This is a genomic window from Planktotalea sp. (genome assembly GCF_049680325.1).
In the GTDB taxonomy this organism is placed as follows: Bacteria; Pseudomonadota; Alphaproteobacteria; order Rhodobacterales; family Rhodobacteraceae; genus Planktotalea.
In genome coordinates, this window is record NZ_JBAUHO010000351.1 from 1 (window position 1) to 14,966 (window position 14,966).

Annotated in this window: 14 protein-coding genes; 9 read left to right on the forward strand and 5 right to left on the reverse strand. The window is 54.2% G+C overall.

What is annotated here, in order from left to right:
* Positions 1-11: 11 nt before the first annotated feature.
* A complete protein-coding gene (gene gcvA, locus WBC85_RS15540; RefSeq protein ID WP_424439311.1) occupies positions 12-935 on the reverse strand; it encodes a transcriptional regulator GcvA in 924 nt (307 codons plus the stop codon).
* 340 nt (positions 936-1,275) lie between these two features.
* Positions 1,276-2,097 carry an ABC transporter permease gene (locus WBC85_RS15545; RefSeq protein ID WP_424439314.1) on the reverse strand — a complete coding sequence of 274 codons (822 nt, stop codon included), beginning with the start codon at positions 2,095-2,097 and terminating at the stop codon, positions 1,276-1,278.
* Between the two features lie 122 nt (positions 2,098-2,219).
* On the opposite strand from WBC85_RS15545, the gene cysQ reads away from it, so the two are divergent.
* The 9 genes from cysQ to WBC85_RS15590 all read left to right on the forward strand — a co-directional run bounded on the left by cysQ (position 2,220) and on the right by WBC85_RS15590 (position 12,545).
* Complete coding sequence (cysQ, locus tag WBC85_RS15550; protein WP_424439317.1) at positions 2,220-3,017, forward strand: 3'(2'),5'-bisphosphate nucleotidase CysQ; 798 nt, start codon at positions 2,220-2,222, stop codon at positions 3,015-3,017.
* Positions 3,018-3,818, forward strand: a complete 801-nt coding sequence (locus WBC85_RS15555; protein ID WP_424439320.1) for a 3-deoxy-manno-octulosonate cytidylyltransferase — start codon at positions 3,018-3,020, stop codon at positions 3,816-3,818.
* Positions 3,815-5,059, forward strand: a complete 1,245-nt coding sequence (locus WBC85_RS15560) for a glycosyltransferase family 2 protein (RefSeq protein ID WP_424439323.1) — start codon at positions 3,815-3,817, stop codon at positions 5,057-5,059. The genes WBC85_RS15555 and WBC85_RS15560 overlap by 4 nt, the downstream gene beginning before the upstream one ends.
* Positions 5,060-5,175: 116 nt before the next feature.
* Positions 5,176-6,069 carry a UTP--glucose-1-phosphate uridylyltransferase GalU gene (gene galU, locus WBC85_RS15565; protein WP_424439326.1) on the forward strand — a complete coding sequence of 298 codons (894 nt, stop codon included), beginning with the start codon at positions 5,176-5,178 and terminating at the stop codon, positions 6,067-6,069.
* A gap of 270 nt (positions 6,070-6,339) precedes the next feature.
* Positions 6,340-7,386 carry a glycosyltransferase family 4 protein gene (locus tag WBC85_RS15570; protein ID WP_424439329.1) on the forward strand — a complete coding sequence of 349 codons (1,047 nt, stop codon included), beginning with the start codon at positions 6,340-6,342 and terminating at the stop codon, positions 7,384-7,386.
* Between the two features lie 39 nt (positions 7,387-7,425).
* Positions 7,426-8,436, forward strand: a complete 1,011-nt coding sequence (locus tag WBC85_RS15575) for a glycosyltransferase family 2 protein (RefSeq protein WP_424439332.1) — start codon at positions 7,426-7,428, stop codon at positions 8,434-8,436.
* Entirely contained in the window at positions 8,433-10,130 is a 1,698-nt protein-coding gene (locus tag WBC85_RS15580; RefSeq protein ID WP_424439335.1) for a beta-1,6-N-acetylglucosaminyltransferase, read from the forward strand. Before WBC85_RS15575 ends, WBC85_RS15580 begins: the two co-directional genes overlap by 4 nt.
* Before the next feature lie 2 nt (positions 10,131-10,132).
* Positions 10,133-11,563, forward strand: coding sequence for a sulfotransferase family 2 domain-containing protein (locus WBC85_RS15585; protein WP_424439338.1), 1,431 nt, complete (start codon positions 10,133-10,135; stop codon positions 11,561-11,563).
* 61 nt (positions 11,564-11,624) lie between these two features.
* Complete coding sequence (locus WBC85_RS15590; RefSeq protein WP_424439341.1) at positions 11,625-12,545, forward strand: aminotransferase class IV; 921 nt, start codon at positions 11,625-11,627, stop codon at positions 12,543-12,545.
* Here WBC85_RS15590 and WBC85_RS15595 read toward each other — a convergent pair.
* From WBC85_RS15595 to WBC85_RS15605, 3 genes are read right to left on the reverse strand one after another with little or no spacing between them, the layout of a single operon-like run.
* Positions 12,535-12,936, reverse strand: coding sequence for a RidA family protein (locus WBC85_RS15595; protein ID WP_424439344.1), 402 nt, complete (start codon positions 12,934-12,936; stop codon positions 12,535-12,537). The genes WBC85_RS15590 and WBC85_RS15595 overlap by 11 nt on opposite strands.
* Positions 12,933-13,337 (reverse strand): acyl-CoA thioesterase, encoded by a 405-nt coding sequence (locus tag WBC85_RS15600; protein WP_424439347.1) that lies wholly within the window; start codon positions 13,335-13,337, stop codon positions 12,933-12,935. Before WBC85_RS15600 ends, WBC85_RS15595 begins: the two co-directional genes overlap by 4 nt.
* A 12-nt stretch (positions 13,338-13,349) precedes the next feature.
* Positions 13,350-14,966: an AMP-binding protein gene (locus tag WBC85_RS15605; RefSeq protein ID WP_424439350.1), complete on the reverse strand. Its 1,617-nt coding sequence runs from the start codon at positions 14,964-14,966 to the stop codon at positions 13,350-13,352.

Below are 14,966 nucleotides of genomic sequence, written 5' to 3' on the forward strand. Positions count from 1 at the left end.
CGTGTTGTGCGCTAGTTGATAAATTTGCGCGTTTCGGTGAGGGTTTTCAGGGTCTGTAGCTCTGCGCGGATCCAATTGCGTAGACGTTGAACTGCAGGTGTTGTTTCCAAACCATTCGGGCATGTGAGGCGGTATTCACTAGGTACCCTGATTGTTTCTGCAAAAGGCGCGACGAGGCGACCCTCAGTCAAAGAACGCTCTGCAATCGAGCCGCGACCAAGCACGACACCACCACCGGAAAGGGCGAGATCCACAGCATGATCTGCCTGCGAAAAGCGAGGGCCGTGTTCAGCAGGTGGGTCCATTTGCATCGCACGAAACCACGCCTGCCAGCCTGCGGCATCCTTTAGAAAAGTAAGGCTGTCGTCGTGGATAAAGGGCAGGCCGAGCAGGTCGCTTGGCACTTTCACCTTTTCCGCCAGATTAGGGTGCATCATCGGTGTCGCCCATTCGCTGATGATTACCTCGTTAAACTGGCCAGCGGTTTTGTTCTGGCCAAACCGGATAGCGACGTCGATTTCGTCACGTGCGAAATCAAGCATGCGAAGGGTCGCGGCAAAGCGAAGTTCTAGATCGGGGTTGGCCTGTGCAAACGTAAACAGGCGGGGCGCAAGCCATTTTGCGGTAAATGCCGGGCCGGCGGTAATCGTCAGGCTGGATGCCGTCACGCGCCGCCGTGCAGCACCCCATGCGCGCGCAAGCGTTCCCAGCCCTTCGGCAACACCGGGATAGAGCGCGCTGCCCAGTTCGGTTAAATCAACCGCCCGATTGCGTCGATGAAAGACGGGCGCGCCGAGGTGATCCTCTAGCGAGCGTATCTGAAACGAAAGCGCAGCAGGCGTTACGTTCAATTCATCGGCCGCTGCGGCGAACGAAAGATGCCGCGCTGCTGCTTCAAAGGCGCGAAGGGCCGTGAACGGGGCGATGCGATCCATATCTATCCACAAAATTTTCTTAACTGAATGCCGCAAACCTCTCGTTTGTCAGGCGTCATGTCAATGTTCATATTGGGTTCATCAAGTGGAAACGAAAACATCAACGTTTTGGAGTTAAGAATATGTATACTGAAACAACAACCCGCATGAGTCGTGCCGACTACGAAGCCCGGGCCCGCTTTGAAAGAAGCGCGGCGTTTCACAAAGGATTGGCAAGCATGCTTCGCGTGTTCCACCCGCGCGCTAAAGCGCAAAAATTGAAGCGTTCGGGCTGTGATCTGTGACCAATGTGGAATGGACCTAAACGGCAACAGCGCTGCCGTTTAGGTTGGAAAGTAGATTACTGTCGTGCGCTCCAACTCGCAGAGGCGTGTTTGCGGGTGTAGAATTCGCCCATCATCCCGATCATCAGGAAGATGACGCCGACGTAGAACGCATACTCCCAAGACGAATTGCGCGGTGAGTAGTTCACAAAAGCATAGCCGCGTGATTGGTCGATGCAGTGAAACAGCGGGTTCCAATCGAACATGTTCAGCAGTTGCGGTGTCAATGTATTGGCAACAAACATCTTGCCCGAGGCAATCATGTTGGCACGCTGGTAGATGGTGGACAGCAACGATGAAAACCCCGGTGACCAGGGCTTGATGGCAAGAAACACCATTCCGACAGCCACAGCGGTAAACCACGCGAGCAGGATCATGAACATCACACCTGTAACGCTTTGAATTTCAAAGGGCGTGACCAGGACGTGGTATGCGAACATGATAACGACAAGCGACAGCATCTGAATATAGAGCTGGCTCAAGGCCGCAGCGGCGATCGAGATCGACGTGTTCATCGGCGCGTGTTTCATCATCGGCGATGCCGGCCCCTCAGAGCCAGAGACGGCGGCAACCGTTTTGATATGCGTCATGAACAGGAAAATGCCCGTCATGATATAAACCATGAAATCGCCGCGGAGCACCGCGCCGCGAAGGCCGAGGATCGAGAACATGAAATAGAAGGCGAGCACGAAAATGATCATCTGCATCAAATTCATCGCGATACTCATCAACGCGTTGCCATGCGTTTTACGGATCGTCCGCACGATATTGTGGTAAACCAACTCACAGAAGGTGAGGACCTTGCGAAAGGTGGTTTCCCGTTTTCGAATCTGAAACATGTGTGTTCTGCCTGATACCGAACGAATTGATTGATGTTTATTGCCGTTCGCGCTTCATCATATAATAAGAGGCGTGGATTTTTTATCAACATTACTAATCAATTTGGGCAGGAACTGGGCAAATGGACTACAAACAACTTGAAGAAACGATGCGTCGACTGGCGTTGGCAGCCGGCGATGTGATTATGGATATCTATGGATCCGATGATTTCGATGTAAAATCAAAGTCGGACGATAGCCCTGTGACGGCAGCTGACGAGGCTGCGGATGCGTTGATTTCCAAAGGTTTGCGCGAGACGTTTCCAGATATGATGCTCGTGACAGAAGAACAGTCGGACAGCCATTCTATCAAGGGCGATACGTTCCTGATCGTAGACCCCCTGGATGGCACAAAAGAATTCATTCACCGTCGTGGCGATTTCACAGTGAACATCGCATTGGTCGAAAACGGTGTTCCAACGCGCGGCGTTGTATATGCGCCTGCGAAAAAGCGGATGTTCTATACGCGCGCTGATGGTCAGTCGGTTGAGGAAACTGGCCCGCTGCATCCTGATGTGGTTGGGCAGCAAAACATTATCGCGGTCAGCAAGCCTGACAACAAAGCGCTATATGTTGTTGCCTCCAAGTCGCACCGCGATCAAGCGACGGATGACTACATCAACAAATACAAAGTGCGTGACATGAAAAGCGCGGGTTCATCGCTCAAGTTCTGTCTTATCGCGACGGGTGAGGCGGATATCTACCCCCGCGTTGGCCGCACGATGGAGTGGGATACAGCCGCAGGTCACGCAGTTTTGACCGGCGCGGGTGGACGTGTTGTACGCTTTGATAACCATGAAGAGCTGCGCTACGGCAAGGATGACTACGCTAACCCGTTCTTCATCGCCTACTCGCCCGATGTTGACCTGAAAGGCGCCTAAGTGTCAGTTCTGATCGTCATACCCGCACGTTTCGCATCCACCCGCTATCCTGCGAAGCCGCTGGCAGAGCTGAAAGGTTCTGGCGGCGAAGCGCGCTCGCTTATTCAGCGGGCATGGGAGGCGGCGAGCGCAGTTAACGGCGTGGACCGCGTTGTCGTGGCAACGGACGACGATCGGATCAAGCACGCGGCAGAAGCGTTCGGCGCAGAAGTTGTGATGACCCCTGAAAGCTGCGGCAATGGGACAGAGCGTTGCGCAGCGGCCTATACTGCGCTGGGCAGTGATGCGGACATCGTTGTGAACCTTCAAGGCGATGCGCCGCTAACGCCGCACTGGTTTGTTGAGGATTTGATCGCTGCGATGAAAGCCTCGCCTGAGGCAGATATTGCGACGCCTGTATTGCGCTGTGATGGTCGCGCCTTGAATGGTTTTCTGGCAGATCGCAAAGCGGGGCGCGTGGGCGGCACGACTGCGGTGTTCGACGCAAATATGCGCGCGATGTATTTTTCCAAAGAAGTGGTTCCATTTACGACGGACACCTATGACGATGCCGATGACACTCCGGTTTTTCACCACGTAGGCGTTTATGCCTATCGTCCAAAGGCGCTGATGGAGTACCCGAGCTGGCCCGTTGGGCCGCTTGAGCAGCTGGAAGGTCTGGAACAGCTTCGTTTCATGGAGCAGGGGGGCATAGTCCGCTGCGTCGAGGTCGAAGCGAAGGGTCGTCAGTTCTGGGAGTTGAACAACCCGGAAGATGTCCCCGTCATCGAACGTATGATGCAGGAGATGGGGATTGAATGAGCACCCTGTCGGTCTCTGTTATCGTAGTGAGCAGAGGCCGCGCTGCTGATCTTCCTCTGTGTCTGACGGGCATTTCCCAGCTTGATTATCCGTGTTTCGAGCTCGTTTTGGTCGCCGACAGGGATGGCATGGACGCTGCCCGCGCCCTGCCGTTTTACGACGATCTGAAATGCGTGGCGTTCAACGAGGCCAATATTTCCACGGCGCGTAACTTGGGCATCGCACATGCGGCCGGGGACATCGTCGCCTTTATCGACGATGATGCTGTGCCAGAGCCAAGTTGGCTGACCTATCTAACCGCTGGATTTAACGAAGCGGATGTTGCCGCGGTAGGTGGCTTTGTGATCGGGCGGAACGGGATCAGCTTTCAATGGAAAGCGCGTAGCGTGGATTGCACAGGCGTGGCGATCCCGCTTGAGGTTGATGAGACTAAGATCACGGCGCTGGCACCTCAAGACGGATATGCGATAAAGACCGAAGGCACCAACATGGCGCTGAGGCGCGATGTTATCGCGGGCATGGGTGGGTTTGATGCTGCATTTCGGTTCTACCTTGATGAAACCGATGTGAATTACCGGCTTACCAAGGCGGGACATCGCACCGCTATTTCGCCGCTTGCCCAAGTGCATCACGGCTATAAGGCCAGCGCAACGCGGCGCGGCGATAGGGTGCCAACAGATCTGTTCGAGATCGGCGCAAGTACGACAGTTTATTTGCGCAAACATGCGCCCGAGGCGTTGCGCAACAATGCACTAAGGGACGCGCGGTTCGAGCAACGTAAACGTGCCCTGCGTCATATGGAGAGCGGGGCGATTGAGCCAAATGATGTTTCGCGTTTGCTTAATAGCTTTGATAAAGGCGCCGACGACGGTCAGCGCCGTGCGCTCGCCCCGCAGGAGCCAATCCCGCCTGCACTGGCTGGATTCAAAGCATTCCCGAGGCTGTTTACAGGCCCGCATCAGGTGTTTTCGGGGGGGTTACGGCAAAAGGGGCAGTTGGCAAGCCAGGCCGAGCAGGCCGTTCTGGCGGGGCAGCGAGCGAGCGTTTTCGTTTTCTCGCCAACTGCGCGTCCTCACAAAATGCGGTTTACGCACAAAGGTTTCTGGCTGCAATCTGGCGGCGTGTTCGGGCGAAGCACGCGGACGGGCGCGCGGTTTCGTGTTATGACGTTGCGTAGACGACTCACCCTTGAGTTGAGGAGACTCGCAAATCTGCGTGATTTTCCCCCTAAACGGGATTAGATAGTCGCTATTTGGAAACAAAGACTTATTTTTCGCTGAATGGACATGATTTAGGCCCAATTTCTTCTTAGAGACATTTCAAATAACAAAAAAATTTCGGAACCGAGGATCAGGTAATGCGTAACAAAGTAACAAAGGCAATTTTTCCAGTAGCGGGTCTTGGAACGCGGTTCCTGCCGGCAACGAAGTCCGTGCCGAAAGAAATCATGACGCTGGTTGATCGCCCGCTCATTCAATACGCCATCGACGAAGCGCGCGCGGCTGGCATCAAAGAATTTATCTTTGTAACGTCACGCGGCAAAGGCGCGCTTGAAGATTACTTTGACCATTCGCCGCAGCTTGAGAACGAGCTGCGTAAAAAGGGCAAGACCGACCTTCTTGAGATTCTCAAATCCACGAATATGGATAGCGGCGCTATTGCTTATATGCGTCAGCACAAAGCGCTGGGTCTTGGCCACGCTGTTTGGTGCGCACGCCGTTTGATTGGCAACGAACCCTTCGCGGTTATTCTGCCCGATGATGTTATCGCAGCTGAAAAGCCCTGCCTGCAGCAGATGGTTGAAGCCTACGAAGAAACTGGTGGCAATATGGTTGCCGCAATGGAAGTGCCAAGTGACAAGGCATCCTCCTACGGTGTTCTGGATATCAAGGAAGACATGGGAAGCATGGTGTCTGTAAACGGCATGGTCGAAAAGCCCGAGCCGGGTACAGAGCCGTCTAACCTTGCTGTTATTGGTCGCTATATTCTGTCTCCGCATGTCTTGAAGAACCTTAACAAGATCAAGACAGGTGCGGGTGGAGAGATTCAGCTAACAGACGCAATCGCCCAAGAGATTGGCACAGATCGCGGTGTTTATGGATATCGTTTCCGTGGCCAGCGTTTTGATTGCGGTTCCAAGTCAGGCTTCCTACAGGCGACGGTCGCATTCGGCCTGTCGCGTGATGATTTGCGTGACGATTTACACGCATATCTGTCGGATATCATGGCGTCGGACAAAGCGGCTCAATAAAGGGCGTGCAGGGGCGTTGGCCTCTGCTCCGCTCGAGCCTTGATGCCCGATCGGGCGGTGTAGGAAGGCGGAACCAAACTGGAAAACCCGCGCGACAATCAAAAACCGATCTGTCTTGATCTGACCCGCCTGCTAAGCAGAACGGGGCAGATCCACACGGGCGTTGATCGCGTTGAATGGGCTTATCTGGAGTGGTGCCTGTCGCTGGAGCGGCCTGTTTTTGCGCTGCTGCGAAGCGCATTCGGGTATCTTCTGCTCGACCGTGCTGGCATGGCATATTTTCACAACCATCTGGTCGCAGCGGATTGGGGTAAACCTGATATTCTTTCGCGCTTTGCCCGGAATCTAAGCCCCGCGCGACGGGCTGGTGAAGCAGCGTTGCGCAAGCGGGCGATTGCACGTGCTAGCCCCGCGCGTCTGGCACGCATGTTGCGGCACCAGTTCAGAAGCGGTGTGCTTTACTTGAACACAGGTCACAGCAATCTGACCCGCCGCGTTTTTGGTGCGTTCAAGTCGCTAGAGGATGCACAAAGCGTTGTGCTGATTCACGATATGATCCCACTTGATTGGCCCGACCATCAGCGTGATGGCACTGTGGCGCAATTCGAAGGCCGCATGCGTGTCGTGTCCGAGCTGGCGGATGCCTTGATCTGCAATTCCCAACAGACCCTGGAAGACGCAGCGCGGCATATGGCGGGTTTCGGGCGTGTTCCGAAAAGCATTGTTGCACATTTGGGTGTTGAGACGCCCTTGGTTGAGAATGCGGTTCTGCCAGACGTGCCAGAACCCTATGTGATAACCATTGGAACTATCGAGCCACGCAAGAACCACGTGTTCCTGCTTGATCTGTGGGAAGATTGGGCGAGCGATGCCGATAGCCCACCGCCAACTTTGGTGATCTGTGGCAATCGTGGCTGGAAGAACGAAGATGTTTTCGCGCGTCTCGATGCGGCAAAAACCAATGGCGCGCAGATTATTGAGCTGAACGGCCTTGGCGACGCACAGATGATGGGCTTGCTCCGCGGTGCGAAAGCGGCGCTTTTCCCGAGCCTTGCAGAAGGGTTCGGATTGCCGCAAGCAGAGGCACTAAGCCTTGGTGTACCGATCATTTGTGCTGATCTGGCCATATATCGTGAAGTACTTGGACAATTCCCCGTTTACGCAGCGCAATCGAATCCCTATGTTTGGCGCACCGAGATTGAAAAAGTGCTGCAAAAAGATAGCGTTGTTCTTGGTAGAGTAGGTAACGAACAGGCCCGATACACACCGCCGCAGTGGGATGCACATTTTAACCTGGTGTTGAAACACTTTGGTTAACAACGGCGGACAGGCCAGTTCATAGGAGGCAGTAGATAGGTGGGCATCGTCAAGTCATATAGGCTTAGACTGCAACGCAAGCGTTGGCGCATTCGTGCGTTTCGCAAGCGTCGCGAACTGCAACCTATTCGCAACCGCACAAGCCAGATCAAGTCTGGCGATATCTTTCTGTTTTCGACCATGCGCAACGAACATGTGCGCCTGCCCTATTTCCTGAAGTATTACCGCGACATGGGCGTGAACCACTTCTTCATTGTTGATAACGATTCCAATGATGGTGGTCTTGAATACTTGCAAGAACAGCCGGACGTATCGGTCTGGCATTCCCAGCATAGCTATAAACGCTCGCGCTATGGGGTGGATTGGCTTAACTGGTTGCAATTGCGTTACGCGCACGGGCACTGGTGTTTGACTGTTGATCCTGATGAATTCTTTTTGTTCCCCTTCTGTGACACCCGCCCCATTCGCGCGCTTACAGATTGGCTGGACGCCTCTTCGATCAAATCTTTTAGCGCGATGCTTTTGGATATGTATCCCAAGGGGCGCATTGATGCGGAACCCTATCGTGCGGGTCAGAACCCGATGGAAACGGCTTGCTGGTTTGATGCGGGCAACTACACGATCAACAAGAACAAGAAGCTTGGGAATCTCTGGATTCAGGGTGGACCACGTGCGCGCGTGTTCTTCCCGGACGAGCCTGAAAAGGCTCCCGCTTTGAACAAGATCCCGCTGGTGAAATGGGATCGCCGCTATACTTATGTCAGTTCAACACACAATCTGCTGCCACGCGGCTTGAACCTTGTTTATGATGAATGGGGTGGGGAAAAGGCGTCGGGCGTGCTTTTGCACACCAAGTTTCTCGACACGTTTACCGATAAGGCACAGGAAGAATTGCTGCGTAAGCAGCACTATTCGGCCAGTGTCGAGTATAAAGCCTATTCCGAACGCCTGGCCGAAAACCCCGATCTTTGGTGCAAGTGGTCCGAGAAATACATCAACTGGCGCCAGTTGGAAATTTTGGGACTTATGTCCAAAGGAAACTGGGCATGAGCGTTGGCATCATAATGTTGGTGCACACGGCGCTTGGCCGCGCTGAACAGGTTGCGCGCCATTGGGCTGCTTCGGGTTGTCCTGTCGTGATCCATGTAGACAAAAAGGTAGATCGCAAGACCTTCAAAGCGTTCAAATCCCGACTGAAAGACGAAACGCAAATCGCCTTTTCCAAGCGCCACTATTGCGAATGGGGTGGCTGGGGCATCACCGCCGCAACCCAAGGCGCGGCGGAACTGATGCTTGATCGGTTTGCCGATGTGCGTCACGTGTTTCTGACGTCTGGATCGTGCCTGCCACTGCGTCCTGTCGCAGAGCTGATCGAGTATCTCGACGCACGCCCGCGCACTGATTTCATCGAATCTGCGACAACATCCGATGTGCCTTGGACTGTTGGTGGTCTTGATATCGAGCGATTTACCCTGCGGTTCCCGTTTTCGTGGAAGACACAGCGCCGTTTGTTTGACAAATACGTTGCCATCCAACGCGCGATTGGGTTGAGGCGCCGTATCCCCAAAGGTCTTGTGCCGCACATGGGATCGCAGTGGTGGTGCCTGACGCGTCAAACCCTGTCGGCCGTTTTGGAAGACCCTGAACGCAAGACCTATGATCGGTATTTTCGCAAAGTCTGGATACCGGACGAGAGCTACTTTCAAACACTTGCCCGCCAGTATTCTTCAAATATCGAGAGCCGTTCGCTGACGCTGTCCAAGTTTGATTTCCAGGGCAAGCCGCACATATTCTATGACGATCACCTGCAACTCTTGCGCCGCTCTGATTGCTTTGTTGCGCGCAAGATTTGGCCACATGCGAACCGAGTTTATGAAGCCTTCCTGACGGATGAGGCCGGCGCGATGAAGCGTGCCGAACCGAACCCGGGAAAGATTGATCGCATCTTCGCGAAAGCCGTTGAACGCCGTACCCGCGGCCGTGCGGGTCTGGTAATGCATAGCCGCTTCCCCAATGAGGGTTGGGAAAACGGTCTGACCTGTGCGCCCTATTCGGTGTTTCAGGGGTTTACAGAGCTGTTCGAAGATTTCGAGCCATGGCTTGCCAGGGCCACAGGTACGAAGGTGCATGGCCATCTGTTTTCACCAGAGCGGGCAGAATTTGCTGATGGCCAGACGGTGATTAACGGCGGGCTAAGCGATCAACCGTTGCTGCGCGATTATAACGGTCCAGCGTTTTTGACGAACCTTATTTGGAACACCCGTGGCGAGCGGCAGTGTTTCCAGTTCGGGCCATTGGATACGCAAGATATCAGCCTGAAGATGAGCAAAGACCCCAACGCACAGATTTCTGTTATCAGCGGTGCTTGGGCGGTTCCGTTGTTCCGCTCCAACCAGAATTTTTCTGATCTGCGGCGCGAAGCGGCGCGTTTGCAGAAGATCGAGAACAAGTTTCTCTACAAGCTACGCAGCCCCTACGCCAAGGCGCACATTCGGATCTGGTCGATGGCCGAATTTATCGAAAGCCCGATGGAGCCGCTTCAAACCATCATTGACGAGATCGGCAACGCGCCGCAACGCCGTCTGGCAGAAGCGCCGAAAATGGCTGACCTGAAAGGGTTTGGGCAGTTCCTACAGAATCTCAAGAACCAAGGGATGCATCCGCATCTTATGGGCGATTTCCCGATTGAAGACAGCCCAACCTTGCCCGCAGAGAAACCGCGTAAACCCTATTTGGTGAAGTAACTATGAGCGCTCCTTTTGACTACTTCATCGTGTTTGCAGAAATGCGAACCGGTTCGAATTTTCTCGAAGCAAACCTGAATGCGATGGAAGGGGTGAGCTGTTACGGCGAGGCTTTCAACCCGCATTTCATCGGGTTTCCGAACAAGACTGAAATCTTGGGCGTGACCCAGGAAATGCGTGAGAAAAGCCCTGTCCAGCTGATCGAAACGATCAAACGGTATTCTGATGGGCTTGGCGGTTTTCGTTATTTCCATGACCACGATCCGCGCGTTATGGACATTGCGCTTGATGATCCCCGCTGTGCGAAAATCATTCTGACGCGCAATCCGCTTGAAAGCTATGTGTCCTGGAAGATTGCCCAAGAGACGGGGCAGTGGAAGCTGACGAACGTCAAGCGGCGCCGCGATGCGAAAGCGACGTTCAATCCTGCCGAATTCCAGATCCATGTTGAAGAGTTGCAAGCGTTTCAGGTCACATTGCTTAACCGTTTGCAGGCGCAGGGTCAGACTGCCTTTTACGTGGCTTATGAAGACTTGCAGAACCTCGATGTGATGAACGGATTGGCGGCCTATCTGGGCGTTGATGCGCGTCTTGACGGGCTTGATGATTCACTCAAGCCTCAAAATCCTGTCGCCTTGGAAGAAAAGGTAGAAAATCCGGATGATCTAGAGCGCGGCCTTATGCGGTTGGATCGTTTCAACCTGTCGCGCACCCCCAATTTCGAACCTCGTCGAGGCCCCGTTGTTCCGAGTTATATCGCAGCTGCCAGGGCACCGTTGATGTATATGCCGATCCGTTCCGGCCCAGAGCTACAGGTCCAAGACTGGCTTGCTGCGCTAGACGGTGTAGACGTGGAAGCGCTGCAATCCGGCTTTAATCAAAAGACTCTGCGTCAGTGGAAGCGCGATCAAACAGGGCATCGCACCTTCACTGTGCTACGTCATCCCGTAGCGCGTCTGTACGATGCGTTTTGCAACAAAATTCTGACCACTGAGACAGGCAGCTTTACCAAAATTCGCAATACATTGCGCCGCTTTCATAAACTGCCAATCCCCGGTCAGGAACCAAATGAAAGCTGGGACATGGCTGCCCATCAGGAGGCTTTCATCGCCTTCGCCCAGTTTGTGAAGATGAACCTTTCGGGTCAGACCTCGATCCGCGTGGATGCCCATTGGTGCAGCCAAGCGCAGGCTGTTTCGAACATGGGCGAGTTTGCCTTGCCTGATATGATTTTGCGCGAAGATCAGCTGGATCAGATGTTGCCGGTATTGGCGATGTCAGCGGGCGTTGAAGAACCAGCGCCCTACGTTTCAACGTCAAACGCAGAACGGTTTTTCGATCTTGGTGATGTTTATAATGACGAAATCGAAAGTGCAGTGCGTGATGCCTATCAGCGTGACTATCTGATGTTCGGATACGAGAACTGGCGATAGCAGTTTCTTTCTGGGACCAAGCCAATAAGGTGGGCATGTTGATCGACCAGAGGACGCCGATATGAGCACGGAAAGCCACACGACACACGACGCCGAAGATGACATTCGCAACCGCGATATCAAGATCTATGTGAATGGAGACTTGGTGCATCGCGATGACGCTAAAGTCTCTGTTTATGACAGTGGTTTCATGCTTGGCGATGGTATGTGGGAAGGAATGCGGCTCTATAATGGGGTTTGGGCGTTCTTTGACGAACATATGGATCGGTTCTTTGAGAGCTGCAAAGCGGTGTCCCTGGACGTTGGCATGGACCGCGCTGGTATCATGGATGCACTACGCCAAACGACAGAGGCGAACGATATGCACACCGATGTGCATTGCCGCCTGATGTTGACCCGCGGCGTGAAAGTGAAGCCGTTCCAGCATCCATCGCTGTCGCGCACAGGGCCGACCTTGGTTATTATCTGCGAACATTCCAAACCTGCCGAGGTACTCCAAAGCAAAGGCATTCGACTTGCGACTGTTCCGCAAGTGCGCGGTTTGCCGATGTCCCAGGATGCCAAATATAACAGCCATTCCAAGCTTAACTGCGTGATCGCCTGTCTTCAGGCCGAACAGGCCGGGGCGGATGAAGGGTTGATGTTGGACCCCCATGGCTTTGTGAACACGACGAACGCGTGCAACTTTTTCATCGTCCGCAAAGGGGCGGTTTGGACCTCGACGGGGGATTATTGCATGAATGGGGTAACGCGTCAGAAGGTGATCGACCTATGCCGCGCGAACGACATTCCTGTGTTTGAGCGAAACTATTCGCTGGTCGATGCTTACGGCGCGGACGAGGCCTTTTTGACAGGTACTTTTGGCGCGCAAACGCCTGTGGCTGAAATTGACGGCAAGCCGATCGGGACTGGTGAGCGGCCTGTGACCGCGCGTATCAGAAAGCTCTACAAAGAGCTGGTACAGGCAAACACTAGCGCTTGATTACGGCAGTTGCCTCGATTTCCAAAAGCGCCTCGTCTTCAACAAGGCCAGCAACCACCACCATCGTCATCGCTGGAAAATGGCGACCTAAAACCTTGCGATAGACTGCGCCGACTTCGCTTTGACGAGCGGCGTATTCCTTCTTGTCTGTCACGAACCAAGTTAGCCTTGTGATATCCGTTGCAGCGCCGCCTGCGGCCTCAACGATTGCGAGGATGTTGCGCAAGACCTGTTCCATCTGGCCGATGAAGTCATGGGTCTCGAAAACTTGCTTTGCGGTCCAGCCAATCTGACCGCCGACATAAAGCGTGCCATCGCTGCTAAGTACGCCATTTGCGTATCCTTTGGCAGGTGCCCAACCCTCTGGCTGAATGATTTTATGGGTGGTCATGTCGTCCTCCGTAAATAGGGGGCTAGGGCGGTGCGCATATCATCCGGCAACGCTTGAGCGGAATTATCGGGGCTGATGTAGACGAGCGTGGAAGTCGCGGTAAAACGTGTCGAGCCGCCACAGTGGGCGTGGAAATCCAATCCGATGCTGCTGCGCCCGATGCGGGTGATCTGTAGATTAATCACCATCCGATCACCGTGCAGGCTTGGCGTGCTAAAGGTCGCGTCGATCTGAACTGTTGGTACACGGCCCACCTTGTGGATGTCCTCGAAGGCAAAACCGATGTCAGCAAAGAATGCTTCAACACAGTCGTTCAGCATTTCAAAATAGCGCGGATAGAAAACGATGCCCGCTGGATCGCAATGCTTGAACAGAATTTTCTGGGGGAATTCATAGATCATCGATATGCGCCTTTAACCTTGCTTCAAAAGAAAGCGCTGTATCTTGCCTGTTTGGGTTTTTGGCAAGGCCTCGATGAATTTAACCGAGCGTGGATACTTGTAAGGAGCGATGTTCGCTATGACGTGATCCTGTAACTCTTTGACCAAATCGTCGCTAGGCGTGAAGCCCTCTACCAGCACAACATGGGCTTGAACGACACTTCCGCGCGCTTCGTCAGGGGCACCGACGACGCCGCACTCAAGAACAGCCGCATGCGATAAAAGCGCGGCTTCCACCTCTGGTCCCGCAATGTTGTAGCCGGACGAAATAATCATATCGTCGTTGCGCGCGGCGAAATGCAGATACCCGTCATCGTCCATTACAAAGGTATCACCGGTGATGTTCCAGCCGTCCTTTACATAGGCAGTCTGGCGATCATCGGCGAGGTAGCGACATCCGGTCGGGCCGCGCACCGCAAGGCGGCCGGGCTCGCCTCGTGGTTGCTCGTGGCCATTGTCGTCAATGATCTTCGCTTCATAGCCTGTCACAGGTTTGCCTGTGCTGGCAGGGCGGTGATCGTCAAAACGGTTAGACACAAAGATGTGCAACATCTCTGTCGCGCCAATTCCGTCAAGCATGGGTTTGCCCGTTTTGGCCATCCATTCATCGTAGACAGGCGCGGGTAGTGTTTCGCCAGCAGAGACCGCTGCGCGGAGCGAAGACAGGTCCGCCCCCTCGTCCATTGCGCGCATCATAAAGCGGTAGGCGGTGGGCGCGGTAAAGCAGACCGTCGCGCGGTATTTTTCGATAATCTCGATCATGTTGGGCGGGCTGGCGGTTTCCAGAAGCGTTGCAGCCGCACCAAAGCGAAGCGGGAAGATCGCAAGTCCGCCAAGACCAAAAGTAAACGCCAGAGGCGGTGAGCCGATAAAGATATCATCGGGCTGCACATCAAGCACTTCTTTGGCATAGCCATCGGCAATAATCAGAAGATCACGATGAAAATGCATCGTCGCTTTGGGATCGCCCGTTGTGCCAGAGGTAAAGCCGAGCAGCGCTACATCATCGCGGCCCGTTTCGACGGCTTGGAACTTCACCGGCTTTTCCAGCGCAAGGCGATCGAGTTCGGCGTCATGGTTTGAGGTGCCATCGAAGCCAACAACAGACTTCAGGAATTTAGAGGTCTTGGCGCAGGCAACCATCTCTTCCATCAATCGTGTATCGCAAAGCGCATGGGTGATTTCCGCCTTGTCGACTGTTGCTGTTAGCTCACCCGCGCGCAGCAAAGGCATCGTGTTTACCACGACAGCCCCCGCCTTGGTCGCGGCCAGCCAACAAGCGACCATCGCCGGGTTATTGGCCGAGCGGATCAGCACTCGATTACCTGGCTTTACTCCCAGATCATCGACCAGCACATGCGCAAGGCGGTTGGTCCAATCGGCCAGTTCTTTATAAGTGCGGCGGCGTCCATTTCCGATCAAGGCGGTGTGATCGCCAAAGCCCTGTTCGACCATCTTGTCGGTCAATTCGACAGCTGCATTCAGCTTTTCGGGATAGTCGAACCCATCGAGCAAAAAGTCGGGCTGTGCGCTTTCGGGCGGCAAATTATCCCGCGTGAAGGTGTCTGTGTGGCCCGTGTGTCCCAGCAT

Coding starts and splice junctions, on each gene's coding strand:
- gcvA (WP_424439311.1), bottom strand. CDS start 935: ATGGATCGCATCGCCCCGTTCACGGCCCTTCGCGCCTTTGAAGCAGCA.
- WBC85_RS15545 (WP_424439314.1), bottom strand. CDS start 2,097: ATGTTTCAGATTCGAAAACGGGAAACCACCTTTCGCAAGGTCCTCACC.
- cysQ (WP_424439317.1), top strand. CDS start 2,220: ATGGACTACAAACAACTTGAAGAAACGATGCGTCGACTGGCGTTGGCA.
- WBC85_RS15560 (WP_424439323.1), top strand. CDS start 3,815: ATGAGCACCCTGTCGGTCTCTGTTATCGTAGTGAGCAGAGGCCGCGCT.
- galU (WP_424439326.1), top strand. CDS start 5,176: ATGCGTAACAAAGTAACAAAGGCAATTTTTCCAGTAGCGGGTCTTGGA.
- WBC85_RS15570 (WP_424439329.1), top strand. CDS start 6,340: ATGGCATATTTTCACAACCATCTGGTCGCAGCGGATTGGGGTAAACCT.
- WBC85_RS15580 (WP_424439335.1), top strand. CDS start 8,433: ATGAGCGTTGGCATCATAATGTTGGTGCACACGGCGCTTGGCCGCGCT.
- WBC85_RS15585 (WP_424439338.1), top strand. CDS start 10,133: ATGAGCGCTCCTTTTGACTACTTCATCGTGTTTGCAGAAATGCGAACC.
- WBC85_RS15590 (WP_424439341.1), top strand. CDS start 11,625: ATGAGCACGGAAAGCCACACGACACACGACGCCGAAGATGACATTCGC.
- WBC85_RS15595 (WP_424439344.1), bottom strand. CDS start 12,936: ATGACCACCCATAAAATCATTCAGCCAGAGGGTTGGGCACCTGCCAAA.
- WBC85_RS15600 (WP_424439347.1), bottom strand. CDS start 13,337: ATGATCTATGAATTCCCCCAGAAAATTCTGTTCAAGCATTGCGATCCA.
- WBC85_RS15605 (WP_424439350.1), bottom strand. CDS start 14,966: ATGCTGGGACACACGGGCCACACAGACACCTTCACGCGGGATAATTTG.